Consider the following 25,073-nt stretch of genomic DNA (forward strand, 5'->3'; position numbering starts at 1 on the left):
TTCTTCCGCTGGCCATGCTGATCGGCACCGCGCTGGCGCTGCCGCTGAACGGCTATGCCTGCGGCCCGGATTTCCCTAACCGGCTGCTGATCGACCGCAACGGCACCCTGCTGTATATGCCGGAGGGCAATTTCGCCTTCGAAGCCGGCCGGCTGGTGCCGGCGGATAAGCAGCTGCCGCGCTGGCAAGCCCCGCCGCCGCCGATGCCACCGAAACCGATGCCGCAGTCGCCTGAAACGGTGGCGATCGGCAAAATGCGCGCCGCCAAAACGGTGGAAGAGGCTGACGCCGTCAATACGCAGGGGTTGTCCAACGCCGCGCGCCTTTATCAACTGGGCGCCGTCGCTTTCGCCAGCCACGATCCGCGCGCCACAGACTATTTCCAGCAGGTGCTGAAGCTGCCGGCCGCCGAACAGGGCGACTGGGGGCTACGGGCGCAGTATTCGCTTGGTCGGGTGTTGATGAATGACCACGGCACGCCGATGAATGAATCAGGTGAAGCGGCGCCCGCCGCCGAGCATCCGCCTAAAGCCGAACTTGAACAGGCGCTGGCGGCGTTCCAGCAGGTGATCGATCGGGTGAAAAGCGGCGCCGCCGACCCCGATCAGCTGGCGCTGAGCAGCCTCGGGCAGCAGGCGCGCATCCACCTGTGGCTGGGTGACGTCGCTCCCGCCGCCCACCTGTACGCACAGCAGGCGGCGCAGGGCGATCCGAACGGCGGGCAGTCGCTGCAGTACGTCTCCAGTTTCCTGGTCAATCCCGACCATCTGGAAACGCTGAAACAGGTTATCGGCGATCCCTTAATCCAACAGCTGGTGACTATTGAACTGTTCGCCCGCAGCGGCAACCTGCAGATGGCGGATACCGACGGCAACGGCCGCTCCGCACAGATCATCAGCCAGATCCTGACGCTGCTGGACGGCACGGTGAAAAGCGGCTTCGCCGGCAGCGATCGGCTGGCGGCATTGGCCTACCGGTCCGGGCAGTACCCGATGGCGGCCAGCCTGCTGAAAAACGCCGGCGACAGCGGCCTGGCGTGGTGGCTGCGCGCCAAAATGGCGCTGCGTGACGGTGACGTGAAAGCCGCCACCGCCGCCTACGCCAAGGCGGCAAGCGCGTTCCCCGCCGACGAAAGCTGGGGCGAACAGCGCAACGCCGACTTTGTCGCGGAAACCATCGTGCCCGAGTGCCGGGTGGCCGGCGAACAGGCTATCCTGGCGCTGAACCGCGGCGACTATCTGCAGGCGATGGACCTGCTGTATCGCGGCAAGGCGCTCTACTGGGCCGACGTGGCCGACGTGGCGGAGCGGGTGCTGACCGTCGATGAGTTGAAAGGCTTTGTCGATAAGCACGCCCCGGCGCCGACGACGCCGCTCAAGCCAGTTAACCCGGACGACTACGGCGGCCAGCAGATCACGCCGGAAGTGCAGCTGCGCGAGCTGCTGGCGCGGCGCTTGATGCGCGCCGGGCGGGCCGCGGAGGCGCAGGCCTACTTCGATATCCCCAACTACCGCCAGGCGGCGCAGCAGTATGCCGACGAGCTGAAGGCCGCCAAGGACAAGTCCGCCGCGCCGCTGACGCGCGCACAGGCTTACTATCGCGCCGCCAACCTGCTGCGTGCCCAGGGGCTCGAATTTACCGGCTATGAGATGACGCCGGACTACGCCATCTATGGCGCCGGCTATTCCTATCTGGGGGATGCGTTCGATACTCGCGAGCTGAAGCACAAAAGCTGGATAGACAGCGCAGAAGCGGCGCGCGCCAAGGCGGCGCTGCCATTGGAAGACAACCGTTTCCTGCACTATCGCTGGCAGGCGGTGGGGTTGGCGCAACAGGCGGCCGATCTGCTGCCGCCGAAAAGCCAGGCCTACGCCGCCGTGCTGTGTAACGCCGCCAGTTGGGTTATCAAGCGCGACGCCAAGACCGGCCGGGCGCTTTATCAGCGCTACATCAACACCGGCACCCGCTACCCGTGGGCGGCAAAATTCGGCTACGACTGCCCGGCGCCGGACTTCGCCACCGTGGCGCCATAACGCCGAATTTCAGGCATGAAAAAGCCCGGCTTGCCGGGCTTTTTTTTTCGAATATCGCATCGACTCAGGCTTCGATCGCCATTTTCAATTTCTTCATGGCGTTCTTTTCCAGCTGGCGCACACGCTCGGCGGAAACGCCGTACTGATCGGCCAGCTCCTGCAGCGTCGACTTGTTGTCGTCGTCCAGCCAACGGGCGCGGATGATATGCTGGCTGCGCTCGTCCAGACCTTCCAGCGCATAGGCCAGTTTGTCTGCGGCGTTGCTTTCCCAGTTATCTTCCTCGATGCCTTCGGCGAAGTCGGAGCTCTTGTCCTGCAGGTACAGCACCGGCGCCATCGCCTGGCCATCGCGGGCCTCATCGTCCGGAGTCGGATCGAAGGTCATGTCCTGCGCCGCCATGCGAGATTCCATCTCGCGCACGTCTTTGCTGGTTACGCCCAGCTCGCGGGCCACCAGCTCCACTTCGTCCTGGTTGAACCAGCCCAAACGCTGTTTGGTTTTGCGCAGGTTAAAGAACAGCTTGCGCTGCGCTTTGGTGGTCGCCACTTTCACGATGCGCCAGTTGCGCAATACGTACTCGTGGATTTCCGCCTTAATCCAATGCACCGCAAAGGAAACCAGACGCACGCCGACTTCAGGGTTGAAGCGGCGAACGGCTTTCATCAGGCCAATATTGCCTTCCTGAATCAGATCCGCCTGCGGCAGACCGTAGCCTGAATAGTTGCGGGCAATATGAGCGACAAAGCGCAGGTGAGACAGGATGAGCTGCTTAGCGGCATCCAGATCGCCCTGATAATGCAGCCGTTCAGCCAGCTCCCGCTCTTCCTCTGCCGTCAGCATCGGATAGGCGTTGGCTGCCCGGATATAGGCTTCCAAGCTACCTTGGGGTACTAAGGCTAAAGTTTGCATTTCTTTGGTCATTCAAACCCTCTCTATGAGAATACAAAATCATGCAGGTGATTATTACGGCGGGGAAATGATTGATTCTACGGCAGTTGCTGAAGCAAAAGCGGTTCCACACGCCGGGCACCTTAACATTTGCTGCAATTTTTGACCGTACTCCGCCCTATAAGTTCACCCTTTTTTGCAAGCATTGTTGCTGACAATACGTGACGAGGGTGCAGGCCGATAGGGAATTTGTGCGCTAAGAAGAGAGGTGTGGTGCTGACTTCGCTTGAGGTCACTCTTCTCCCGCAACGCGATCAAAAGCAGCAGGAGAAGAGTATACCAAAAAAATCTTACTGTGGTGTAAATCGGCGTAAATGTTGCACTGTCGCCAGCCAGGCGGCGATCCAGCCGATCATCGCGGAGATGATCAGCAGCAGCAGCGCCTCGTCCCAGCCCAGCCCGTGCAGGGTGAAGGTGGTGCCGAATACCTTGGCTACCCCGGCGACTACCGACTCCAGCTGCCACACCAGCGCGCCGGAGAGCACCAGCGACAGCAGCGCGCCGGCAAAGCCCAGCATCGCCCCGCCGTTGAGGAACGGCCGCAGGATAAAGCCGTCGGTGGCGCCGATCAGCTTCATCACGTTGATGGTGTCGCGACGGCTGAAGATGCTCAGACGCACGCTGTTGCCGATCACCAGGAACACCGCCACGATCATCAGCACGCCGATGATCGCCGCAATCTGGCCCGCCAGCCCGGTGAGCGCCGCCAGGCGGGCAAACCAGCTGTCATCCATACGCACTTCTTCCACGCCCTGCACCGCCGCTACGCGATCGCGCAGGGTGTTGAGGGTGTCCGAACTCTGGAAGCTCATCTTCGGCGTGACGATCGCCACCGCCGGCAGCGGGTTCTCTTCCAGCATGTCCAGCGCGCCGCCAAAACCCGACCAGTTGCGGAACTCGCCGCGCGCTTCTTCACGCGACAGGTAGTTCACCTTCTCCACGCCGGCTTCCGCCTTGATGGCATCGAGCACTTTCAGCGCCGCGTCGTCATCGAGCGACTTATCCAGGTAGACCGTCAGCTGCGGCGTCGGGTACCACTGGCTGGCCGCGGTGCTGACGTTCTTCCACACGATGTAGCACACGCTCGGCAGCGTCAGGGAGATGGCGATCACCATCACCGTCAGCAGCGTCGCCAACGGCTGACGCAGCATGTCTTTGATGGCGTTCATCCAGGCGTAACGCCACTGTTCGCGCCAGCCGCCGCGCAGCGCCTTGCTCTTGGCGGTTTTTGCGTTATTGGCCATGGTGAGCGCCCCCTTGCATGCGGCCCTGGCTCAGCGTCAGGATGCGGTAATTACGGCGGGCGATAAGCCCGGTGTCGTGCGTCGCCATCAATACGGTGACGCCGACGCGGTTGAATTCTTCAAACAGGCGCAGAATGCCTTCCGACAGCGCGTCGTCCAGGTTACCGGTCGGTTCATCCGCCAGCAGCACCGCCGGCTTGTTCACCACCGCACGGGCGATGCCCACGCGCTGCTGCTCACCGCCGGACAGCTGAATCGGGAAGTTTTTCGCTTTATCCAGCAAACCGACCTTGTCCAGCGCGGCGGAGACGCGGCGACGGATGTCTTCGGTGCTGGCGCCAGCGATGATCAGCGGCATCGCCACGTTGTCATACACCGTGCGATCCAGCAGCAAATGGTGATCCTGGAAGATCATGCCGATCTGCCGACGCAGGAACGGCACCTCGCGGTTTTTCAAACGGCTGATGTCGTGGCCGCCAAACCAGATGTGGCCGGCGCTGGGCCGTTCGATACCGCAAATCAGTTTCAGCAGGGTACTTTTCCCCGCGCCGGAATGGCCGGTCAGAAACGCCATTTCCGCCGGGCGCAGATGGAAATCGACCCCCTGCAGCGCTTGCCGTCCGCCCAGATAAGCTTTACTGACCTGTTCAAAGCGAATCATCCGTATTAATCCTCTCGGGCAAAAAGTGCCTCAATAAAATCGTCAGCCTTAAACGGCCGCAAATCTTCGATGCCTTCCCCGACGCCGATATAGCGAATCGGGATACCGAACTGATCGGCGATGGCGAAGATCACCCCGCCCTTGGCGGTACCGTCCAGTTTAGTCAGCGTGATGCCGGTTAAGCCCACGGCCTCATTAAATAATTTCGCCTGACTGACCGCATTCTGGCCGGTGCTGGCATCGAGCGTCAGCATAACCTCATGGGGGGCCTGGTCGTCCAGTTTTTTCATGACGCGGACGATCTTCTTCAGCTCTTCCATCAGGTGCGATTTGTTCTGCAGACGGCCAGCGGTATCGGCGATCAAGACATCGATGCCGCGCGCCTTGGCAGCCTGCACCGCATCGAAGATCACCGAAGCGGAATCCGCGCCGGTATGCTGTGCCACCACCGGGATGCGGTTGCGTTCGCCCCACACCTGCAGCTGCTCTACCGCCGCGGCGCGGAAAGTATCCCCCGCCGCCAGCATCACCGACTTGCCTTTCGCCTGGAACTGACGCGCCAGCTTACCGATGGTGGTGGTTTTACCCACGCCGTTCACGCCGACCATCAGGATGACATACGGGGTTTTCCCGCTGACATCCAGCGGCTGATCGACCTTGGCCAGAATTTCGGACATTTCCTCCTTCAGCTTGCCGTACAGCGCTTCGGCGTCTTTCAGCTGCTTGCGGCTGGCGTGCTGGGTCAGGGAGGTGATGATCTTGCGCGTGGTATCCACGCCGACATCGGCGATCAGCAGCTGTTCTTCCAACTCGTCGAACAGGTCGTCGTCGATCTTTTTACCGCGGAACAGCCCCATAAAGCCGGAGCCAAGGTTTTGCTTGGTCTTCAGCAGGCTGCGCTTCAGGCGAGCGAAGAAGCCTTCTTTGGTCGGGCGCTCCTGCTCTTGCGCAGCGGCCGGCACCACAGGTTCAAGCAGCTCTTCTTCTTCCGGCTCCGGTTCAGGTTCGGCGACCGGCTCGGGCTCAACAATTGGCTCTGGCTCAACAATCGGCTCTGGCTCAACAATCGGCTCAGGTTCAACAACCGGCTCGGGCTCAACGACCGGCTCAGGTTCAACAACTGGCTCTGGCTCAACGACCGGCTCAGGTTCAACAACTGGCTCTGGCTCAACGACCGGCTCAGGTTCAACAACTGGCTCTGGCTCAACGACCGGCTCAGGTTCAACAACTGGCTCTGGCTCGACGACCGACTCAGGTTCGACGACCGGCTCTGACTCGACGATCGGCTGCTGCTGCGCCACCACCTGCTCGGTCACGCTGACAATCTCTTCGGCCAACGCTTGCGCCGTTGGGTGTTCGGCCGCCGCCGGCAGGTTCTCCGCGATTTGTTCGCCGGCCTGACCGTTATCCCACTCTCCCGGGGTGTCGACGGAGGCGGCAGGTTCAGATTCCTGGGCGGGGAGCTTGTCATCCAGCTTGGCGGCTGCCGGTTCAGCCGGCGTCTCCGCGGCCTGAGGCTCCGCCTGCTCTACCGGCTGCTCAGGTTGCTGTTGCTCTTCTTCCTTTTCCTTCTGGCCAAAGCCCAGCCAGGAGAAAAACCCACGTTTCTTATCTTTTGCCATGTTATGACTCTACTCCGTACCGAAGGCTCGCTTACCCTACATACCTGAAGGATATATGCTGACAATAATCCGCCGAGTCTATCACTTTCCCTCGCGCAGCAACACGCATCCGGCATGCTTTCCGGTGTGAAATCAGACAACAAAGTTTTACCGTTCCCCCCGACGCCCGTCACCGGTAGAATAGGGGCAACTTTTCGTTAACCTCTGCGGCCCCGCGCCGCAAAAGAAATCAAACAACGCTTATGACAAGACTCTCGCCACGGGCGACGGCCAAAAAACCGCCCCAGGCCGCAGCCGGACAGATCCGCATCATCGGCGGCCAATGGCGCGGTCGCAAGCTTCCGGTGCCGAACAGCCCGGGGCTGCGCCCCACCACCGATCGGGTGCGCGAAACCCTGTTCAACTGGCTGGCGCCGGTGATTCAGGGCGCGCGCTGTCTGGACTGTTTCGCTGGCAGCGGCGCATTAGGGCTGGAAGCGCTGTCGCGCTACGCCGGCAGCGCCACGCTGCTGGAATTCGAACGGCCGGTGGCGCAGCAGCTGGAAAAAAATCTGGCGCTGCTGCAGGGCAAAGGGGTGGTTATCAACACCAACGCGCTGAGCTGGCTGGCGGGCGAGGGCCAACCGTTTGACGTGGTGTTTCTCGATCCGCCGTTTCGCAAAGGCCTGCTGGCGGAGACCGCCTTGTTGCTGGAGCAGCGAGGCTGGCTGGCCGACGAGGCCTGGATCTATGTAGAAGCCGAGGCGGAAAGCGCCGCGGCGGACGTGCCTGCCAGCTGGCAGCTGCACCGGGAGAAGGTCGCCGGCCAGGTGGCCTATCGCCTTTATATTCGTTCGCAAGAGAAAACCGACCATGCTGATTAATCTGGGCCGCCTGCTGATGCTGTGCGTGTGGGGCTTCCTGCTCTCTAACCTGTTCCATCCGTTTCCCAAGCCGCTGAAGTATTTCATCGACGTGGCGTTGTTCTTTATGGTGGTGATGCACGGCCTGCAGCTGGTGCTGCTGAAATCCACCCAGCCGAAGGATCAGCCGATCAGCTACTGGCAAGAAGCCAAGATCTTTATCTTTGGCGTGTTCGAGCTGTTGGCCTGGCAGAAGAAACAGCCGCCCATCAAGAAAAAGTGACCGCTACGGCTGAACGGTGAAAGAGACGAAGCGCGTGCCCTGCATGTTCAACGTGCCCTGCGCGCCTTGTTCTATCGGGTTGTATTGCCACTGTTTCAACCGAAGCTGGATGTCTTCACCGCCCTGTACCGGGCGGAACACCACCTCGTAATACATCGGCTCATTGACCAGCGGTTCGCGCTGCGGCGCACGGGTCTTGGCGACCGGGAAGCTGCGCTTGTCGCTCACCGTCACCTGCAGACTGCGCATCGGTGCGCGGTCGTTTTCCGCCTCCTGCTGGCGCTGTTTGAAATAGCGTTGCGTGGCCAGCACGGCGATCAGCGCAATCACGGCGACAAAAAACAACGGTGGCTTACTCATCGGTTTCCCATTTCCTTCGCGGCCAAATCGGCGTAAACATAGCATTCTCAAGAAAGCATTGTCGATCGTCGGCAGGCTACCTACACTGAAATAAGAAGTGACATGGGTGACAGTTTGGAGCCGGTTGTTGCGGCTCCCTCATACATAAGGAAGACATAATGAGTTGGCCGTTCCTTGCCGTATTCTTTTCCGGTTGGCTGTTCGTCGACGCCTCATACCGTGGGCCGCGCTGGCAACGCTGGGTGTTCAAACCCGTCACGCTGCTGCTGCTGTTGCTGTTGGCCTGGCAGGCGCCGGTGCTCAGCGCGGCAGGTTATCTGATCGTACTCGGCCTGCTGGCGACGCTGATCGGCGACGCGCTGCTCCTGTTGCCGCGCGAGCGGGTGCTGTACGCCATCGGCGCCTTTTTCCTCTCCCACCTGCTGTATACCCTGAGCTTCGCCAGCCAGATGACGTTCAGTCTGTTCTGGCCGCTGCCGCTGGCGCTGCTGGCGATAGGCGCGTTGCTGCTGGCCACCCTTTGGACCCGGCTGGAAGAGATGCGCTGGCCGATCGTCACCTACGTGGCGATGACGCTGCTGATGGTCTGGTTGGCGGGCGAACAATATTTCCTGCGCAGCACCGATTTCGGCTTCTCGCTGCTGACCGGTACCTCGCTATTGCTGCTGGCCAACGTGGTTTGGCTGATCAACCGCTACCGTTTCACCTTCCGCGCAGCGGACGCCATCGTCGCTTTCTGTTACTTCTCCGGCCACTTCCTGATCGTGCGCTCACTCTACCTGTAACGACCTGCCGCGGGTTCGGCACGCCGAACCCGTTCCCACATCAAGCCAACGCTTTCAACGTTAAGGCATCATCGGCACCCAGCTGGTTGCGATACAGATCGCCGTCGCGCGAGAAGAACGCCAGCGTGCTGCCATCCGCCCGCAGCAGGGCGATGCCGTCCGGCGCCGGGCGCCAGCCCACCACCTCGGCCGCAAACACGCTTTGCAGACAACGTTGCCGATCCACCAGCTGATAGCCGTTGGTTTCACTTTGCTCATTCGCCAAAAACTCGATTTGGCATTGCCGTTCGCTGTCGGCCACCTGCCATTGCCCCGCCAGCGACTGCGCGGTCGGCAGCACCAGGCTGCCGGCCATCACCGCACTCGTCACCATCATGCCGCCCGCCGCCAGAGCGGTGCGCGTTAAAGTACCTTTCATACCGGGCTCCCGCATCACGCCCGGCCGAGACTGCGCCGGGCGTGTCGTTGCTGTGTTACACGATAAAGTCGGTGGAGACGTCTACCTGGCCGACGATTTTCACCAGGAAGTCCGGCGCCTGATGACCCCCGATGTTCACCGCCAGATCGGTCACGTTGTTGGAAGCGTTGTAGCTGAGCAATGCTTCACCGGCCGCGCCGCTGAAATGATCGACGAAGTGGATGAAATCGCTGCTCTGCGCCTCTTTGTTGAAGAACGACAGGTCAATTTTGTCGATCCCTTTCTGGAAGTCGCGGATCCAGTCCGAAGCACCCGGTGCAGAATCGCTGGCGGCGGTGAACACGAAGGTATCCTGGCCGGAACCGCCCCACAGCTCATCCGCCCCACCGCCGCCGAACAACACGTCATTGCCCGCGCCGCCTTTCAGCACGTTGTTGGCCGCGTTGCCGACGATCACGTCATTGCCGGAACCGCCAATGGCGTTCTCGATGGTCACCCCGGCGGCGATCGAGACGTTGCCCTTCAAACCGCCCACGTCGGAGAACGATTTCTCATTCAGGTTGATGCGCTGGTTCGCGGTGTAACCGGAGAAGTCGAAGGTATCGTTGCCGCCCGCATCCCAGACCGCAAAGATCAGTTTTTGCGAGTTGCTGGTGGTGCTGTAGTAATCGCGGCCGGTATTGGAGTTAAAGCCATACACGGTATCGCCGGTGCGGGTCGACAGGTTGGCGCCATACAGGTGTTGAATGGCGGCAATGTCGTCCAGCAGCGGAGCGGCGGCGTAGTGACCGCCGTTGTCGCCACCGGTGTTGGTTTCACTCCAGTAGCTCATCAGGCTGAACTGGCGGGTGTCTTCCGCATAGCTCGCGTCGCGGTAGGTTGGGTTGCCTTCACCGGCGTTGTAATCGCCCGGGTGGCTCAGGCCCAGCGCATGGCCAATCTCATGGGTGAACGTCTGGCGGCCGTAGTCTTCGGTCGCCGGATGCTTCACGTTGGATTGGTTGACGTTGTACCAGGTCTGGCCGCCCAGATCCTGGCCCTGCCAAATGGTGTTCGGCAGGAAGGCATAGGCCTGAGTGCCGTAATCATAGTGGCCGGGGCGATCCTGGCTGTAGTTGCCGAAGGTGATGTTGGCTTTTTGACCGGCCGCCACTTCGGTGAAGGTGATATTGGCGACGTCGGCCCAGGACTGCAGCGACAACTTAGCCTGCTGCTGCTGTTCCGCGCTGAACTTGCTCAGCCCGGTGTCGCCGGCGACGTTGGTGGCAGAGAACTTATAGTCCGGGAAGGAGAAGGTTAATTTAACCGGCTGGCCAAATACCTTGTAACCGTTCCAGGTTTGGTTCTCACGGGTAATAAACAGCCCAGCTTGCTCGTTAGAAAATGAATCCTTGCCATTAATCTGAATCCCGTTGCCACGCTCATGATAATGCAGCAAGTCGGCTACAGCATCGTAGCCGGTTTTGGCGGCTGCGAAGTTGGATTCAGTAATTTCAATTGCCTTTTTAGTAGATTGCATTGGTTCGATTCCACTCATTATCTGATCGTTATCAATCAGACAGATAGACATAACCTCCCCGTAAGCTACGGTTAATGAACCTTAAGCTTGCTGGAAGGGGCTTATGCGCCGTTGCCGGCAGTGTGTTAGGTAGAATTAATGCATATATATCAGCAAATAAGATTGCCATTAAAAATGGTAATCGATTCCAATTATAGGCAGGGCCGCGAAACTGAACATAAAATAATCAACCTTTTATTGTCTCAACGAAAGTTTGTTATGCTGCTTTTTAGGCTTCTTTACAAAACAAATGAAACTTAACGAGGATAAGTTGGCACCAAACTTCAATAACAATGCGGCCTGCAGGCACAAGCGAATCATGCTGGCTTGGTACGGGCAAAAAGGTAAATTTTGCTAAAGCGTTATAGATTAATAACTCTTTATTATTAGGTCGGGCGACTTTTTAGTTTCTATAGGAATATTATTTTCTTATTTAAACTAACGGCAGTGAGGCTTTTCACCCAAATAGGGGATAAGAAAAGCCTATAGATTTAAATTCGCATTATTCATTATTGAATGAATACCCCTTTATACACTCGAACGCCGTTAGCAATAATTCTCATCCGGCGCTTGACTCTGGAGTTGACTCCAGGGTGTAGAGTCAGCTGAGCAAACCCGTTTAACAGCCCGAAGGGGGGACGTTATGCACAATCAGCACAACCATAATCATCAGGAACATCATCACGCCGAAGGCGGATGCGGCTGCAACCACAGCCACAGCAAAACTCAGCATGGCTGCAGCAGTGAGCCGAAAAACGCCGCCGCACAGGCCGAACACGCCCACCACCATCACGATCATGGCGATAGCGGCTGCTGCACCGCCGCGCCCGACGATCCGGACGAGGAAAGCGACAGGCTGGCCGCCGCTCCCCCTTCCGGTAGCCAACGTTTCAGCTGGAAAGTCACCGGCATGGACTGCCCCAGCTGCGCCAAGAAAATCGAAAATGCCGTCACCGCACTCCCCGGCGTCGACAGCGCGCGTGTGTTGTTCGCCACCGAGAAACTGGTGGTCGACGCGCAGTCCGACATCAGCCTGCGGATCCAGGACGCGGTCGCCCAAGCCGGCTTTACCCTGCTCGGCACTCAGACCGCCAAAGCCGCCGCGCCGAAAACCTCACGCTTCGGCGAATTCGCACCGCTGCTGCTGTTGACCACCCTGATGGTCGTCAGCTGGGTGCTGGATCGGGTTAACCCGGAGCTGGGCCGCATCGCCTTTATCGCCACCACGCTGGTCGGATTGGCACCGGTTGCCACCAAGGCGCTGCGTCTGATTCGTTCCGGCACGCCGTTCGCCATCGAAACGCTGATGAGCGTGGCGGCCATCGGCGCGCTGTTCATCGGCGCCACCGCCGAGGCGGCGATGGTGCTGCTGCTGTTTATGGTCGGTGAACTGCTGGAATCCTACGCCGCCAACCGCGCGCGGCGCGGCGTGACGGCGCTGATGGAGCTGGTGCCGGAAGATGCGCTGCTGCTGCAAGGTGCAGAGCGCAAACGCGTGCCGGTCGCCAGCCTGCGTCCGGGCGATGTGATTGAAATCGCACCCGGCGGGCGCCTGCCGGCCGACGCCGAGCTGCTCAATCCGTTCGCCAGCTTCGACGAAAGCGCCCTGACCGGCGAATCGGTGCCGGTCGAGCGCCAACAGGGTGAGAAAGTGGCCGCCGGCAGCCTGTCCGTCGATCAGGCGGCGCAGATGAAGGTGATCTCCGAGCCCGGCAAAAACGCCATCGACCGCATTTTACAGCTGATTGAAGAGGCCGAAGAGCGCCGCGCGCCGATCGAACGCTTCCTCGATCGGTTCAGCCGTTATTACACCCCGGCCATTATGCTGCTGGCCGTCGCGGTGATCCTGGTGCCCCCGCTGCTGTTCTCGCAGCCGTGGGATACCTGGATCTATCGCGGCCTGACGCTGCTGCTGATCGGCTGCCCATGCGCATTGGTGATCTCGACCCCGGCGGCGATCACATCCGGGCTGGCCGCCGCCACGCGGCGCGGCGCGCTGATTAAAGGCGGTGCGGCGCTGGAGCAACTGGGCCAGATCCAAACTATCGCCTTCGATAAAACCGGCACCCTGACCGAAGGCAAGCCGACGGTGACCGACGTGCTGCCGATCGGCACACTCACCGAACAGCGGCTGCTGCAGCTTGCCGCCGCGGTGGAAGCCGGTTCACATCACCCGCTGGCGCAGGCGATCATCAACCGCGCCGCCGAAAGCGGGACGGAGCTGCCGCTGGCGCAGGCGCGCCGCGCGCTGGCCGGCGTCGGCGTGGAAGGGATCGTGGACGGCAAGACCGTGCTGATCAGCGCGCCAGGCAAGCTGGCACCGGGCCTGCTCGACGCCCAATGGCAGAGCCAGGTAGACAAGCTGGAAAACGCCGGCAAAACGGCGGTGGTGGTGCTGGAAGACGGCGCGCCCATCGGCTTGCTGGCGCTGCGCGATACGCTGCGCGGCGACGCCAAACAGGCCATAGCCGAACTGAACGCGCTGGGTATTCGCGGCGTGATGCTGACCGGCGACAACCCGCGCGCCGCCGCAGCGATCGCCGGCGAGCTGGGCCTCGACTATCGCGCCGGTCTGCTGCCGGAAGATAAGGTCAGCGCGGTTACCGAACTGAGCGAACTGCGCCCGACGGCGATGATCGGCGACGGGATCAACGACGCCCCGGCGATGAAGGCCTCCAGCATCGGCATCGCCATGGGCAGCGGCACCGACGTGGCATTGGAAACCGCCGATGCCGCCCTGACCCACAACCGGCTGGTAGGCGTCGCGGAGATGATCCGCATCTCGCGCGCCACCCACGCCAATATCCGGCAAAACATCACCATCGCATTGGGGCTGAAGGGGGTCTTCCTGATCACCAGCCTGCTGGGGCTGACCGGTTTGTGGCTGGCGGTGCTGGCCGACTCCGGCGCCACCGCGCTGGTCACCGCCAACGCGCTGCGGCTGTTGAAAAAGCGCAGCTAAGTTCGGAAACCAATACGGGCGCGGCATACCGCGCCCGTTGTCATTTCGGGGAAAGAGACTTTTCCTTCATCAACACGACCTTGTCGCCGTTATACGCCTTTACGCAGCAAATAACGGTATGGCACCTGCTCAGTCTCTTGCGCCACCAGCGTGTGTTCCATAAAGCGGCAGAACCCCGGAATATCGCGGGTGGTAGCCGGATCGTCGGCGATAATCAGCAGCGTTTCGCCGTTGTCCATATGGCGCACGGTTTTACGCACCATCATCACCGGTTCCGGGCAACGCAGGCCCAGCGCGTCGAGCGTCTGGTCTGCCTGGGCAAATAAGTCAGTCATGCAATTTTTCTCGTTCAAAAACGATCGGCGAACGCTCGCCGCATCTCATTAGCGCCTAGTTTACGCCGGTAGTTTTTCTGTGCAAGATGCGTTAACGTTTGCGTTAAATTTAACCATTGCATTGGTTGCGCAAACGCGTATCATGCCGCCGCGCAGCGTTTTTTGCTGTTTTAACAAGACACACTGGGTTCCCTCACCCCACTGCTAAAAAGGCTACAATATGTATTCGTTTACCGCACAGCAGCGCTTCACGGCGTTGGTCTGGCTTTCGCTGTTTCATATCGCCATCATTACCTCCAGCAACTACCTGGTGCAGCTGCCGATCACCGTTTTCGGCTTCCATACCACCTGGGGCGCCTTTACCTTCCCGTTTATCTTCCTCGCGACCGATCTGACCGTGCGCATTTTCGGCGCGCCCCTGGCGCGGCGGATTATCCTGGCGGTGATGGTGCCGGCGCTGTTCATCTCTTACGTGATCTCCACCGTCACCTATCAGGGAGAGTGGCAGGGATTCGCGGCGCTGGGCAGTTTTAACCTGTTCGTGGCGCGCATTGCCGTCGCCAGCTTTATGGCCTACGTGCTCGGCCAGATCCTCGACGTTCACGTCTTCAACCGCCTGCGCCAGCGCAGCGCCTGGTGGGTAGCGCCGGCGGCGGCGATGTTCTTCGGCAACATCAGCGATACGCTGGCGTTCTTCTTCATCGCCTTCTACAAGAGCAGCGATCCCTTCATGGCCAACAACTGGGTGGAGATCGCGCTGGTGGATTACAGCTTCAAGGTGATGATCTGCCTGCTGTTCTTCCTGCCGATGTACGGTGTGTTGCTGAACATGCTGCTCAAACGCATCGCGGCGCGCAGCAGCAGCCTGCAGCCGGGCTGAGCCGTGTTATTCTGGGCGGCCCTATCCTTTGGAGGCCGCTCATGACCCCAATTGTTCGCACCGCCACGCTCGAAGAGATCCACCGCCTTTACCAACGCATCCCCGAATTCGGCGGCCTGCATAGCCTGGCCGATCTGCAGCGGCGCATCGGCGCCGCCCCCGCCAGCCTGTTGATCGCCGAAATCGACGGCCAGCCGGCCGGTTTCAAGCTCGGTTATCAACAGCGGGAAACGGTGTTTTACAGCTGGCTGGGCGGGGTGCTGCCGGCGTTTCGTCGCCACGGCGTGGCGCAGGCTTTGTTGGCCGAACAGGAGCGCTGGGCGCGGGCGCAGGGCTATCACCAGCTGACGGTCAAAACCCGTAACCGGTTCCGCGCCATGCTGACGATGCTGCTCACCCACCACTATCAGATTGTTCAGCTGGAAAAGAAAGGCGAAGTGGCTGATTATCGGCTATTACTGGAAAAAAACTTGTGACAACATCTGCCTTGCATTTCAACCTGGAATAGGTTGCGATACGACAGTAAATCCCTACCGGAAAGGAATAAGGAAGCCCGATGCGTAAAGTAGCGAAATTGATGGGTATCAGCCTGCTGGCGCTTGGCCTCGCGGCCTGCGACGGCAACACCAAAGACACCAAGGCAGCGCCAGACGGCGCGGCGGCCAGCGCACCGGCCGGGCAGCAGGTGAGCCTGCTGGACGGTAAACTGGCGTTCACGCTGCCGGTCGGCATGGCGGATCAGAGCGGCAAGCTGGGTAACCAGGCCAACAACATGCATGTTTACGCAGACAGCACCGGCCAGCGCGCGGTGATCGTGATCCTGGGCGACAAGACCGCCGACAGCCTGGAGACTCTGGCCAAGCGCCTGGAGAATACCCAGCGCGCGCGTGACGCCAACCTGCAGGTGATCACCAACAAGGCGCTCGACGTCAACGGCGTGCCGCTGCGTCAGCTGGACAGCATCATCACCAGCAGCGGCGAAAAAGCCTATTCCTCCGTCCTGATCGGCTCGCTGAACAACAACATGCTGACCATTCAGGTGACGCTGCCGGCGGACAATCAGCAGCAGGCGCAGACCGAAGCCGAAGGCATCATCTCCACCCTGAAGCTGAAACAGTAATCCCACAGAGGGCCGGCAAGCCGGCCCTTGAGTTTTTACGCCAGCGCCTGTGCCAGCAGGGTGATCGGATGTTCGCAGCGCTTGCTAGTGGACATTTCTATCTGCCATTTGCAGGTCTCGCAGTCGGTTACCACCAGATCCACCCCGCTCTCTTCGATCTGTCGGAACAGCGGCGCGCCGATGCCTTGCGAAGTGGCGTAGTTCTCCGATTTGAACCCGTAGGTGCCGGCGATGCCGCAGCACTGGGAATCCAGCACTACCAGCTCCAGCCCCGGTATCTGCCGCAGCAGCTCCAGCGTGTAGGCGGTCCAGCCCATCTTCTCCATATGGCAAGGCGTGTGATAAGCCACCCGCAACGGCGTGTGCTTCAGCGACAGGCTGCGCCCCTGATTGATCAGGCGATAGAGATAGCGCGTCGCCAGCTCCACCCGATCGCGCACCGGGGTGGTGTCCACGTCCAGCAGATGGGGGTATTCGTCGCGCAGGGTGAAGGTGCAGCTCGATGAGGTCGCCACCACCGGAATGCCGCGCTCCAGCACCGTTTCATGCAGCGACTCGGCGTTGACCCTGGCCTGCTTTTTGGCCTGCTCGATAAACCCGTTGGCGATCAGCGGCACGCCGCAGCATTTCTCGCGTTTCAGCAGCTGCACGCCGATATCCAGCGCGTTGAACACCCGGATCAAATCCTTGCCCAGCTGCGGATGGTTATAGTTGACGAAGCAGCCGTGGAAAAACGCCACCTGCTCGGCATAACGCTTCTGAGCCTGCGCCTGTTGCCGGTACCAGCGGCGGAAGGTGCCGAACGAGTATTTCGGCAGTTCGCGACGGTGATCGATCTTCAGCGCCTTGTCCAACAGCTTGCGCACCGGTTTCAGCCCGGTAGCGGCGTTGACGATCGGCGCGAACGGCGTCGACAGCGAGCCCATGATGTCGGTGTGGCTGAGGATGGCGTCGCGCAGCGTCGGCTTGCTCTGGGCGAAGTCGGCGCGGGCGCGCTGAATGATGTCGCCGATTTTGACGTCGGACGGGCAGGCCACTTCACAACGCTTACAGTTGGTGCAGTATTTCAGCGCTTCGTCGTACAGCGCCGGATCTTTCAACCGCAGCCGCTCGCCGTCCGGCCCCGCCTGTTTTGGCCCCGGATAGAGCGGGTTCACTTTGGCGACCGGGCAGTAGGTGGTGCAGACGGTGCATTTAATGCAGCTTTCAAAGCTGTGGTCCAGATGCAGGCTCATGCGTTTTCCTCCGCGGCGATCTGTTGCGCGACGTGCAGCGCACCGATCAATGACACGCCGGCGCCGCAGCCCTGATGCAGCGGATCGTAGCCGCCGGCGACCGCGCCGATGGCATACAGATTGTCGAACGGCATCCCCTGCTTCATTGCCCGCAGCCTGCCGTCGGTGCGCACGCCAAACTGCAGATAAGGCTGAGGTGCAAACAGCTCGCGCCGGCTCCAGTCGGCGCGATCGGCGCGGCTGTGCACGTCCAGTTCGAAGATCGGTTCGCGCACCCCGTCGAAATCCGCCACCAGCCCGTTGCTGAAGAAGCTGCCGCTGGCCAGCACCACCTGCTGCGCCCGCAGCGGAATATCGCCGTGGTTACGGGTATACAGGCCGGTGACGCGGCCGGCTTCACACTCGGCGCGCAGCACGCTGTCGCCAGGCATGAAAACGCCGCCCAGCTGTTGGAAACGCCGCCGCAGTGCCTGATGCAAGCGCATGCCGGGCACCGAAGGCGGCAGCGTCGGCAGCAGCCGGATCGGTTTGCCGACCGCATCCTGCAGCACCGCCAGCGACGCGTCGTCTTCCAATCCCAAACAGGCCGGCAGGAAGAGCGCATCGGCCTCGCCCGCCAACCGCCGCAGCTCCTCGGCCATCGGCGGCAGGCTTTCCATCAAATCCAGCACCCGAGCGATGTTCACCGCGCGGAACTCGCTGGGGTTATTGCGCAATCGGTCCAGCGCCGGCATGTGCAGATAGGCTACCTCCGTCTCTACGCCGAGCTCCCGGCTCAGAGAGTCAGCGGCCATCTGCGGCTGGAAGTCGAGGAACCCCTCGATGCCGATCACCGCGATACGCCGCCACGGCAGTTGGCCGGTCAGCGGCAGCGTCGGGATCGCCTGTGGACTGAGCCAAGTGGCGCGGCGCGTGCCCAGCGGCGTAATGCGCAGATGGTTATTGGCGCCCTCGCCCTGCAGGTTCAGCCCGCAGCGCTCCAGCAGCCGCTGCGCGGCGGCGGACAGCGCCGCCACCCGGCCGGGCCCGATCAGGGCATACGGATGCTGCGGCGCCTGCTGGGCCAGCTGCGGTAGCGCCGCCAGCGGCATCTCGACCGGCGTGCCGTCCGGCAGTCTCGCCAGCAGATCGAGCGAGCCGGAGGAGAAGTAGAGCGCGCTCTGGCCGGAACTGACCACCGCGCAGCGCTTGCCCTGTTCGGCCACGGCAATGGCGCAGCTCAGGCCCGCCAGGCCGCCGCCAATCACCACTACGTCAAATCGCATCATCCGCCTCCTGCTCCTTGTCGGCCTGGGCCTCAAGCCCGCATAACCCCTGGTAAACCCAGCTGGTAAATTCACTCTCACGCAGCGCGTCGCCCCAGGCGATCGGCCGTACGCCTTTCCACCGTTCGTTGAGGAACTGCGACAGCTGCGCGATGGACTGCTGCGGCGTGCTGACCTTAAAGCGCGTCAGCAGCCCGGCGGCGCGGCAGGCGCAGAGTTCCCCCTGGCAGGTGCCCATGCCGACGCGGGTGCGGCGGCGCAGATCCACCAGGTTATTGACGGTCAGCGAGTTGACCGCATAGCGCACTTCCCCGGCGGTCACCGCCTCGCATTCGCACACCAGGCTGGTGTCGAGCCGATCGGCCGCCGGCACCTGGCTGGCGCGATCGCCGTGGCGGTAAATTGCCGAGCCGCGAATGCTGGCGGGCAGAGAAACCACGCTGCGCACCGTTTCCTCCGCCGACTGGCGGGAGCCGGGCAACGCGTCCTGCGCGGTGGTGCACGGGCGGTTTACGCCAAGCTTTTCGCACACCTTATCGGTGGCCCACTCCGCCATCAGGCGGTAGGTCATCAGCTTGCCGCCGGTGATGGTGATAAACCCTTCCAGCCCGTCGCGAGCGGCGTGATCGAGCAGCACGATACCGCGGCTGACGTTGCGCCCGCTGGGATCGTCGTCGCTGGCCACCAGCGGCCGCACCCCGGCATAGGCGCGCAGAATGCGGGTCTGCGCCAGGGTGGGCGCCAGCAGCGCTCCCTCGCGGATCAGAATGTCCACCTCCTGCGGGGTCACCAGCATGTTGTCAATTTGGTCGTAATCGATATGGGTCGAGGTAGTGCCGATCAGCGAGATGGTGTCGCCCGGCACCAGGATGTCGGCATCAGCCGGTTTGCGGCAGCGGTTGATCACCATGTTGTTGATACGGTGGCCGAGGATCAGCAGCGCCCCTTTGGCCGGGAACATGCGGATGCGCAAGTCGGCGTATTCGGCGATCTGCTGGCCCCAGATGCCGGCGGCGTTGACCACCACCGGCGCATGCAGCTCATAACGCCGCTGATTCTGATGGTCGTAAACGCGCACGCCCGTCACCCGGTCGCCGCTGCGCAGCAGCCCCACCACCTGGTGGTAGGTCAGGATCTGTGCGCCGTGTTCACGCGCGTCCAGCATGTTGGCGGCGGTCAGCCGGAAGGGATCGACGGTGCCGTCCGGCACCCGCACCGCGCCGATCAGCGCCGGGTTGGCCGCCGGCTCCAGGCGCAGCGCCAGCTGCGGGTCGATCGCTTCGGCGTCGATGTCGGCCTGGCGACAGGCGGCGATAAACTGTTGCTGATAGTCCAGCGAGTCCTGCGGCAGGGTGATGAACAGCCCATCGGTGCGCTCGATGCAGTGGTGGGCAATGCGTTTCAGGATGCGGTTCTCTTCGATGCACTCGCGCGCCGACTCGCCGTCGGTCACCGCATAGCGCGCGCCGCTGTGCAGTAAACCGTGGTTGCGGCCGGTGGCGCCGGTGGCGATGTCGTGGCGCTCCAGCAAGATGCAGCGCAAGCCGCGCCGCGCACAGTCGCGGGCGATGCCTGCACCGGTGGCGCCGCCGCCGATGATGATCACATCCGTTTCGCCGCCGTCAAAATAGCTGCTCATGTCGCTCCCTCAGGATCGGTAGTTATGAGCCTATTGAGCCACGGTTATTAGGGTCTTTGTTTGATAAGGAACAATAACGAACATGAAACGAAATAAAAATGTCCACAAAAAACCATCAATGTGATCATAATCACGATTTTTGGACGTTTTTCTATTTCATAACGTTAACGAATCGCTCAAAATCCGCCGTGGTTTCATGAAAGTGTAACAATTGCGCCATTCGTCACAGCGACACCAGGCGTATTTGATGACAATGGCGCTCGTTATGGAACACAAAAACACCACATTCGATATCCGCTCAATCATCAAATGAACGTAAAAGGTCATATTGATGTGATAACAGATAAAGCCATCGGAGGCGCTCATGTTGAGTATTTTTAAGCCGGCCGCACACACCGCCCGTGTGCCGAGCGATAAGGTAGACCCGCTCTACCGTAAGCTGCGCTGGCAAATTTTCCTGGGGATCTTCTTCGGTTACGCCGCTTACTATCTGGTGCGTAAGAACTTCACCCTGGCCATGCCTTACCTGATCGAACAAGGCTTCAGCCGCGGTGACCTCGGCTTCGCGCTGTCGGGCATCTCCATCGCCTACGGCTTCTCCAAATTCATCATGGGTTCGGTCTCCGACCGTTCCAACCCGCGGGTGTTCCTGCCTGCCGGCCTGATCCTGGCGGCGGCGGTGATGTTGTTCATGGGCTTCGTGCCGTGGGCCACCTCCAGCATCGCCATCATGTTCGTCCTGCTGTTCCTGTGCGGCTGGTTCCAGGGCATGGGTTGGCCGCCGTGCGGCCGCACCATGGTGCACTGGTGGTCGCAGAAAGAACGCGGCGGCATCGTTTCCATCTGGAACTGCGCCCACAACGTGGGTGGCGGCCTTCCGCCGCTGCTGTTCCTGCTGGGTATGGCCTGGTTCAACGACTGGCACGCGGCGCTGTACATGCCGGCCTTCGGCGCCATCTTGGTGGCCCTGATCGCCTTCGCCCTGATGCGCGACACCCCGCAATCCTGCGGCCTGCCGCCGATTGAAGAGTACAAAAACGACTATCCGGACGACTACAGCGAAAAAGACGAAGAAGAGCTGACCGCCAAGCAGATCTTCATGCAGTACATTCTGCCTAACAAGCTGCTGTGGTACATCGCGGTCGCCAACGTGTTCGTCTATCTGCTGCGTTACGGCATTCTGGACTGGTCGCCGACCTACCTGAAAGAAGTGAAACACTTCGCGCTGGACAAGTCGTCCTGGGCCTACTTCCTGTATGAATACGCCGGTATCCCGGGCACCCTGCTGTGCGGCTGGATGTCGGACAAAGTGTTCAAAGGCAACCGCGGCGCCACCGGTGTGTTCTTCATGACGCTGGTGACCATCGCCACCGTGGTGTTCTGGATGAACCCGGCCGGTAACCCGACCGTGGACATGATCTGTATGCTGGTCATCGGCTTCCTGATCTACGGCCCGGTGATGCTGATCGGCCTGCACGCGCTGGAGCTGGCGCCGAAGAAAGCCGCCGGCACCGCCGCGGGCTTCACCGGCCTGTTCGGCTACCTGGGCGGCTCGGTTGCGGCCAGCGCCATCGTCGGTTACACCGTGGACTTCTTCGGTTGGGACGGCGGCTTCATGGTGATGATCGGCGGCGGCGTGCTGGCGGTTATCCTGCTGCTGCTGACCATGCTGAACGAAAAGAAACACCACGCGGAAATCGCCGCCAAGCGCGGTTAAGCGTCACACGACTTTTGCATGATTTAAAGGCCGCCCTGCGGCCTTTTTACTACCCTGCCCCCAACAACACGGAGAAAAACGGAATGCGGACTCAAGTCAAAGCCCTGCTGACAGGGATCATTCTCGCCACCTCGATGGTCAGCGCCGCACAGGCAGCGGACAAAGTGGTGATCGCCCACCGCGGCGCCAGCGGCTACCTGCCGGAACACACCCTGCCGGCGAAGGCGATGGCCTACGCCCAGGGCGCCGATTACCTCGAACAAGATCTGGTGATGACCAAGGACAACGAGCTGGTGGTGCTGCACGACCATTACCTCGATCGCGTCACCGACGTCGCCGAACGCTTCCCGGACCGCGCGCGCAAAGACGGCCGCTACTACGCCATCGACTTTACGCTGGCGGAGATCAAATCGCTGAAGTTCACCGAAGGTTTTGAAATCGAAAACGGCAAGAAGGTACAGGGTTATCCTGGCCGCTTCCCGATGGGCAAATCCGACTTCCGCGTGCACACCTTCCAGGAAGAGATCGAGTTCGTGCAGGGTCTGAACCATTCGACCGGCAAAAACATCGGCATCTACCCTGAAATCAAGGCACCTTGGTTCCACAAACAGGAAGGCAAAGACATCTCCAGCAAAGTGCTGGCGGTACTCAAGCAGTACGGTTACACCGGCAAGAACGATAACGTCTACCTGCAGTGCTTCGACGCCAACGAGCTCAAACGCATCAAGAACGAGCTGGAGCCGAAGCTGGGCATGGATCTGAAGCTGGTGCAGCTGATCGCCTATAACGACTGGCAGGAAACCTACGAGCAGAAAGCCGACGGCAAGTGGGTAGAATACGACTACGACTGGATGTTCAAGCCGGGCGCGATGAAGAAAATCGCTCAGTATGCCGACGGCATCGGGCCGGACTACCACATGCTGGTGGTCGCGGATCAATCCAAGCCGGGCCACATCGTGCTGACCGACATGGTGAAAGAAGCGCATGCCAGCAAGCTGGCGGTGCACCCGTTCACCATCCGCGCCGATGCGCTGCCGAAGTACGTGACCGACGTGAACCAGCTGTATGACGTGATTTACAACCAGGCCGGCGTCGACGGCGTGTTCACCGACTTCCCGGACAAGGGCGTGCAGTTCCTGCAGAAGCAGGGCCAGCACAAGTAATGCCAAGGGCGCCGCAAGGCGCCCTTATTATTTCAGAGAAACGGCCGGGTTATTTCAGAGGAACATCTTGCGCAGGTAGTGCGGCACCGCGTTATCGACGTTGGAGCCGATCACCTCCAGCTCCGGCAGCATATCCTTCAGGCGCTGATGCGCATCGCGCATGATGCAGCCCTTACCGGCCATCGACAGCATCTCCAGATCGTTCATGCCGTCGCCGAAGGCGATGCACTCTTGCAGCGTATAGCCGATGATCTTGGCCACTTCTTCCAGCGCATGCCCTTTCGACACGCCACCCGCCATCACTTCCAGGCAGGTCGGGAACGAGAAGCTGACGTTGACCCGATCGCCCCAGCGCGCGTTGATGGCATCTTCCACCTGCAGCAGCCGCTCGTGATCTTCGCAGGTGAAGTAGACTTTGCAGACGCCGTCGGTTTCCAGCAGGCCCGGCTCGAACAGCTGATATTTGAACACCGACTCCTGGAAGAACTCTTCCTGCTCAGGGCTTTCGCGGTTGATGAACCAGTCATCGTTGCGGTAGACGTTGGTGGTGATCTCCGGATCGTCGTGCAGCATGCCGTACAGATCGCGGGCGATATCCCCGTCCAGGTTATGGCTGAAGATCAACTCGCCGGCGGTGTTATGCACCCGCGCGCCGTTAGAGGTGATCATAAAGGCGCTGATCTCCAGGCTGTCGCGGATCTGCGCCACGTCGATATGGTGGCGGCCGGTGGCGAACACGAAATGCACGCCGCGCTGGGTCAGCAACTTCAGCGTTTCTTTGGCGTACGGCGACAGGGTATGGTCGGGAGACAGCAGCGTGCCATCTAAATCGGAAGCGACGACGTGATACATAGCGTTATGTTCTAACCTCTGATGGAGTTGTCGGCGGCAGCGCGCCGCCTAAGTGTTGAGCAAAGAAGCGCAGGATTGCGTTCAGTGCTTCGGCGCGCATCGCGTCCCGCTCGAACAGGATCTCATGGCGTGCGCCGTTGATAACCCACGGGATCCCCCCTTCGCAAGGGCGCCCCGCGTCTGACAGAGCCTGACAAAAAGCCTGATGCGAACGGTTGTCGACCACCCGTTCCTCACCGGCCTGCAAAAGCAACAGCGGCGTTGTTATCTCCCCGGCCTGAGCGATAATCTGCCGGCCGGCGCGGATGCTCTCCCGCACCCAATGGTAGGTCGGCCCGCCCACCTGCAGCTCGGGGTAATCGGCGTAATAGCGCAGGCTGCGCCGATAGCGCTCGCGGCTGTGGGTCAACACGTTGACCACATAGGGCAACGGACGCCACTGGCCGGTGCCCACCGCGTAATAGTCGCGGATCGCCGGGCGCGTCTCCACCCAGTCGAGAATACGGTCGGCCAGCCAGCCCGGCATCGGCAACTGGATGCCGAACATCGGCGCACAAAACGCCGCCGCGTCGAATGCCTGCGGCCGACGCTGCAGGAACTGCGCCAGGATCGCGCCGCCCATCGAATGCGCCAGCGCGAAGCGCTGCCGATAACCGCGCGATTCGACCTCGCGCTGCCAAAGCTGCTCGAAATCGTCCACGTAGTCGGCGAAGTTTACCACATGACCGCGGTGCGTATCCGCCAGTAAACGGCCGGAGCGCCCCTGGCCGCGATGATCGACGATCACCACGTCGTAACCGCAGTGGAACAGATCGTAGGCCACCTCGGGGTATTTCACGTAGCTTTCGATGCGGCCGGGGCTGACCACCACCACCCGCTGATGTCGCGCGGAGCGAAAACGCACAAAGCGGATCGGCACGCCGTCCACGCCGCTGAACTCGCCCTCTTCCCGCAGCCGCCAGAAGTCCAGCAGCGGCCCGGTGGCGAAGGCAGCGAACTGCGTTTCACGCGTTAACCAGTCATCGGAGCTGAGAGTGAACGAGGTCATCGAGAGCGTTTTCCCTGTGGGGCCGGCGGAAAATGTGACCGCTGGCACAAGAAATCATACTAGCGTATTGTGATTCAATTCTTACAAAAAACGGCGCCGCCT

General features: G+C 61.0%; 23 protein-coding genes. 10 read left to right on the forward strand and 13 right to left on the reverse strand.

The window, feature by feature from the left end; all coding sequences use genetic code 11:
* Positions 1–14 precede the first annotated feature (14 nt).
* Positions 15–2,033: a hypothetical protein gene (locus tag ACJ8HT_RS17760; protein WP_376787980.1), complete on the forward strand. Its 2,019-nt coding sequence runs from the start codon at positions 15–17 to the stop codon at positions 2,031–2,033.
* A 64-nt stretch (positions 2,034–2,097) separates the two neighbouring features.
* Here the strand turns inward: ACJ8HT_RS17760 and rpoH are convergent, their stop codons facing one another.
* From rpoH to ftsY, 4 genes are all read right to left on the reverse strand, one after another.
* A complete protein-coding gene (gene rpoH / locus ACJ8HT_RS17765; RefSeq protein WP_038874147.1) occupies positions 2,098–2,955 on the reverse strand; it encodes an RNA polymerase sigma factor RpoH in 858 nt (285 codons plus the stop codon).
* A 317-nt stretch (positions 2,956–3,272) separates the two neighbouring features.
* Positions 3,273–4,226, reverse strand: coding sequence for a permease-like cell division protein FtsX (gene ftsX / locus ACJ8HT_RS17770; protein ID WP_033636680.1), 954 nt, complete (start codon positions 4,224–4,226; stop codon positions 3,273–3,275).
* Positions 4,216–4,887 carry a cell division ATP-binding protein FtsE gene (ftsE, locus tag ACJ8HT_RS17775; RefSeq protein ID WP_004934337.1) on the reverse strand — a complete coding sequence of 224 codons (672 nt, stop codon included), beginning with the start codon at positions 4,885–4,887 and terminating at the stop codon, positions 4,216–4,218. Before ftsE ends, ftsX begins: the two co-directional genes overlap by 11 nt.
* 5 nt (positions 4,888–4,892) lie before the next feature.
* On the reverse strand, positions 4,893–6,509 hold the full coding sequence (ftsY, locus tag ACJ8HT_RS17780; protein WP_350429866.1) for a signal recognition particle-docking protein FtsY: 1,617 nt from the start codon (positions 6,507–6,509) through the stop codon (positions 4,893–4,895).
* A gap of 242 nt (positions 6,510–6,751) precedes the next feature.
* Between ftsY and rsmD the strand changes: the two genes are divergently transcribed.
* Both rsmD and ACJ8HT_RS17790 read left to right on the forward strand, forming a co-directional pair.
* Positions 6,752–7,372, forward strand: coding sequence for a 16S rRNA (guanine(966)-N(2))-methyltransferase (gene rsmD / locus ACJ8HT_RS17785; protein WP_060424175.1), 621 nt, complete (start codon positions 6,752–6,754; stop codon positions 7,370–7,372).
* Positions 7,362–7,634 (forward strand): DUF1145 family protein, encoded by a 273-nt coding sequence (locus tag ACJ8HT_RS17790; protein ID WP_004934327.1) that lies wholly within the window; start codon positions 7,362–7,364, stop codon positions 7,632–7,634. Before rsmD ends, ACJ8HT_RS17790 begins: the two co-directional genes overlap by 11 nt.
* Positions 7,635–7,637: 3 nt before the next feature.
* On the opposite strand, the gene ACJ8HT_RS17795 is transcribed toward ACJ8HT_RS17790, so the two are convergent.
* Complete coding sequence (locus ACJ8HT_RS17795; RefSeq protein WP_060424177.1) at positions 7,638–7,994, reverse strand: DUF2500 domain-containing protein; 357 nt, start codon at positions 7,992–7,994, stop codon at positions 7,638–7,640.
* Between the two features lie 158 nt (positions 7,995–8,152).
* Here ACJ8HT_RS17795 and ACJ8HT_RS17800 point away from each other — a divergent pair, with 158 nt between their 5' ends.
* A complete protein-coding gene (locus ACJ8HT_RS17800; protein ID WP_049200035.1) occupies positions 8,153–8,779 on the forward strand; it encodes a lysoplasmalogenase in 627 nt (208 codons plus the stop codon).
* 40 nt (positions 8,780–8,819) lie between these two features.
* Here ACJ8HT_RS17800 and ACJ8HT_RS17805 read toward each other — a convergent pair whose 3' ends face one another.
* Both ACJ8HT_RS17805 and ACJ8HT_RS17810 read right to left on the reverse strand, forming a co-directional pair.
* A complete protein-coding gene (locus ACJ8HT_RS17805) occupies positions 8,820–9,197 on the reverse strand; it encodes an AprI/Inh family metalloprotease inhibitor (protein ID WP_033636675.1) in 378 nt (125 codons plus the stop codon).
* A gap of 55 nt (positions 9,198–9,252) precedes the next feature.
* The gene (locus tag ACJ8HT_RS17810; protein ID WP_197653117.1) at positions 9,253–10,716 is read right to left on the reverse strand and encodes a serralysin family metalloprotease; all 1,464 of its coding nucleotides are present in this window, start codon (positions 10,714–10,716) and stop codon (positions 9,253–9,255) included.
* A 682-nt stretch (positions 10,717–11,398) separates the two neighbouring features.
* Here ACJ8HT_RS17810 and ACJ8HT_RS17815 point away from each other — a divergent pair.
* A complete protein-coding gene (locus ACJ8HT_RS17815; RefSeq protein ID WP_197653118.1) occupies positions 11,399–13,717 on the forward strand; it encodes a zinc/cadmium/mercury/lead-transporting ATPase in 2,319 nt (772 codons plus the stop codon).
* A gap of 89 nt (positions 13,718–13,806) precedes the next feature.
* Here ACJ8HT_RS17815 and tusA read toward each other — a convergent pair whose 3' ends face one another.
* Positions 13,807–14,052 carry a sulfurtransferase TusA gene (gene tusA, locus ACJ8HT_RS17820; RefSeq protein WP_004934314.1) on the reverse strand — a complete coding sequence of 82 codons (246 nt, stop codon included), beginning with the start codon at positions 14,050–14,052 and terminating at the stop codon, positions 13,807–13,809.
* 220 nt (positions 14,053–14,272) lie between these two features.
* Between tusA and ACJ8HT_RS17825 the strand changes: the two genes are divergently transcribed.
* From ACJ8HT_RS17825 to ACJ8HT_RS17835, 3 genes are all read left to right on the forward strand, one after another.
* The gene (locus tag ACJ8HT_RS17825; protein WP_197653119.1) at positions 14,273–14,932 is read left to right on the forward strand and encodes a 7-cyano-7-deazaguanine/7-aminomethyl-7-deazaguanine transporter; all 660 of its coding nucleotides are present in this window, start codon (positions 14,273–14,275) and stop codon (positions 14,930–14,932) included.
* A gap of 41 nt (positions 14,933–14,973) precedes the next feature.
* A complete protein-coding gene (locus ACJ8HT_RS17830; RefSeq protein WP_197653120.1) occupies positions 14,974–15,408 on the forward strand; it encodes a GNAT family N-acetyltransferase in 435 nt (144 codons plus the stop codon).
* Positions 15,409–15,488: 80 nt separating this feature from the next.
* Positions 15,489–16,052 (forward strand): DcrB family lipoprotein, encoded by a 564-nt coding sequence (locus tag ACJ8HT_RS17835; RefSeq protein ID WP_047729417.1) that lies wholly within the window; start codon positions 15,489–15,491, stop codon positions 16,050–16,052.
* A gap of 35 nt (positions 16,053–16,087) precedes the next feature.
* Here the strand turns inward: ACJ8HT_RS17835 and glpC are convergent, their stop codons facing one another.
* From glpC to glpA, 3 genes are read right to left on the reverse strand one after another with little or no spacing between them, the layout of a single operon-like run.
* A complete protein-coding gene (gene glpC / locus ACJ8HT_RS17840; protein ID WP_197653121.1) occupies positions 16,088–17,287 on the reverse strand; it encodes an anaerobic glycerol-3-phosphate dehydrogenase subunit GlpC in 1,200 nt (399 codons plus the stop codon).
* On the reverse strand, positions 17,284–18,552 hold the full coding sequence (gene glpB / locus ACJ8HT_RS17845; protein WP_195873841.1) for a glycerol-3-phosphate dehydrogenase subunit GlpB: 1,269 nt from the start codon (positions 18,550–18,552) through the stop codon (positions 17,284–17,286). Before glpB ends, glpC begins: the two co-directional genes overlap by 4 nt.
* A complete protein-coding gene (gene glpA, locus ACJ8HT_RS17850; RefSeq protein WP_048795660.1) occupies positions 18,542–20,191 on the reverse strand; it encodes an anaerobic glycerol-3-phosphate dehydrogenase subunit A in 1,650 nt (549 codons plus the stop codon). The genes glpB and glpA overlap by 11 nt, the downstream gene beginning before the upstream one ends.
* A gap of 364 nt (positions 20,192–20,555) precedes the next feature.
* Here glpA and glpT point away from each other — a divergent pair, with 364 nt between their 5' ends.
* Positions 20,556–21,908, forward strand: coding sequence for a glycerol-3-phosphate transporter (gene glpT, locus ACJ8HT_RS17855; RefSeq protein WP_047729425.1), 1,353 nt, complete (start codon positions 20,556–20,558; stop codon positions 21,906–21,908).
* Between the two features lie 83 nt (positions 21,909–21,991).
* Entirely contained in the window at positions 21,992–23,071 is a 1,080-nt protein-coding gene (gene glpQ / locus ACJ8HT_RS17860; RefSeq protein ID WP_015376272.1) for a glycerophosphodiester phosphodiesterase, read from the forward strand.
* A 54-nt stretch (positions 23,072–23,125) separates the two neighbouring features.
* Here glpQ and yigL read toward each other — a convergent pair whose 3' ends face one another.
* Both yigL and pldB read right to left on the reverse strand, forming a co-directional pair.
* Positions 23,126–23,923, reverse strand: a complete 798-nt coding sequence (gene yigL, locus ACJ8HT_RS17865) for a sugar/pyridoxal phosphate phosphatase YigL (RefSeq protein ID WP_019452532.1) — start codon at positions 23,921–23,923, stop codon at positions 23,126–23,128.
* Between the two features lie 4 nt (positions 23,924–23,927).
* Positions 23,928–24,971, reverse strand: coding sequence for a lysophospholipase L2 (pldB, locus tag ACJ8HT_RS17870; protein WP_194571638.1), 1,044 nt, complete (start codon positions 24,969–24,971; stop codon positions 23,928–23,930).
* Between the last annotated feature and the right edge of the window lie 102 nt (positions 24,972–25,073).

The sequence above is a fragment of the Serratia sp. CY44782 genome, from assembly GCF_052168715.1.
GTDB classification, from domain to species: Bacteria; Pseudomonadota; Gammaproteobacteria; order Enterobacterales; family Enterobacteriaceae; genus Serratia; species Serratia nevei.

Bases quoted from the DNA above. Each gene is read 5' to 3' on its own strand.
- ACJ8HT_RS17790 (WP_004934327.1), top strand. From the start codon at position 7,362: ATGCTGATTAATCTGGGCCGCCTGCTGATGCTGTGCGTGTGGGGCTTC.
- ACJ8HT_RS17825 (WP_197653119.1), top strand. From the start codon at position 14,273: ATGTATTCGTTTACCGCACAGCAGCGCTTCACGGCGTTGGTCTGGCTT.
- ACJ8HT_RS17760 (WP_376787980.1), top strand. From the start codon at position 15: ATGCTGATCGGCACCGCGCTGGCGCTGCCGCTGAACGGCTATGCCTGC.
- glpC (WP_197653121.1), bottom strand. From the start codon at position 17,287: ATGAGCCTGCATCTGGACCACAGCTTTGAAAGCTGCATTAAATGCACC.
- ACJ8HT_RS17800 (WP_049200035.1), top strand. From the start codon at position 8,153: ATGAGTTGGCCGTTCCTTGCCGTATTCTTTTCCGGTTGGCTGTTCGTC.
- ACJ8HT_RS17810 (WP_197653117.1), bottom strand. From the start codon at position 10,716: ATGCAATCTACTAAAAAGGCAATTGAAATTACTGAATCCAACTTCGCA.
- ACJ8HT_RS17815 (WP_197653118.1), top strand. From the start codon at position 11,399: ATGCACAATCAGCACAACCATAATCATCAGGAACATCATCACGCCGAA.
- ftsX (WP_033636680.1), bottom strand. From the start codon at position 4,226: ATGGCCAATAACGCAAAAACCGCCAAGAGCAAGGCGCTGCGCGGCGGC.
- glpT (WP_047729425.1), top strand. From the start codon at position 20,556: ATGTTGAGTATTTTTAAGCCGGCCGCACACACCGCCCGTGTGCCGAGC.
- ftsY (WP_350429866.1), bottom strand. From the start codon at position 6,509: ATGGCAAAAGATAAGAAACGTGGGTTTTTCTCCTGGCTGGGCTTTGGC.
- rpoH (WP_038874147.1), bottom strand. From the start codon at position 2,955: ATGACCAAAGAAATGCAAACTTTAGCCTTAGTACCCCAAGGTAGCTTG.
- ftsE (WP_004934337.1), bottom strand. From the start codon at position 4,887: ATGATTCGCTTTGAACAGGTCAGTAAAGCTTATCTGGGCGGACGGCAA.
- ACJ8HT_RS17835 (WP_047729417.1), top strand. From the start codon at position 15,489: ATGCGTAAAGTAGCGAAATTGATGGGTATCAGCCTGCTGGCGCTTGGC.
- ACJ8HT_RS17830 (WP_197653120.1), top strand. From the start codon at position 14,974: ATGACCCCAATTGTTCGCACCGCCACGCTCGAAGAGATCCACCGCCTT.
- glpA (WP_048795660.1), bottom strand. From the start codon at position 20,191: ATGAGCAGCTATTTTGACGGCGGCGAAACGGATGTGATCATCATCGGC.
- glpQ (WP_015376272.1), top strand. From the start codon at position 21,992: ATGCGGACTCAAGTCAAAGCCCTGCTGACAGGGATCATTCTCGCCACC.
- glpB (WP_195873841.1), bottom strand. From the start codon at position 18,552: ATGCGATTTGACGTAGTGGTGATTGGCGGCGGCCTGGCGGGCCTGAGC.
- tusA (WP_004934314.1), bottom strand. From the start codon at position 14,052: ATGACTGACTTATTTGCCCAGGCAGACCAGACGCTCGACGCGCTGGGC.
- pldB (WP_194571638.1), bottom strand. From the start codon at position 24,971: ATGACCTCGTTCACTCTCAGCTCCGATGACTGGTTAACGCGTGAAACG.
- yigL (WP_019452532.1), bottom strand. From the start codon at position 23,923: ATGTATCACGTCGTCGCTTCCGATTTAGATGGCACGCTGCTGTCTCCC.
- ACJ8HT_RS17795 (WP_060424177.1), bottom strand. From the start codon at position 7,994: ATGAGTAAGCCACCGTTGTTTTTTGTCGCCGTGATTGCGCTGATCGCC.
- ACJ8HT_RS17805 (WP_033636675.1), bottom strand. From the start codon at position 9,197: ATGAAAGGTACTTTAACGCGCACCGCTCTGGCGGCGGGCGGCATGATG.
- rsmD (WP_060424175.1), top strand. From the start codon at position 6,752: ATGACAAGACTCTCGCCACGGGCGACGGCCAAAAAACCGCCCCAGGCC.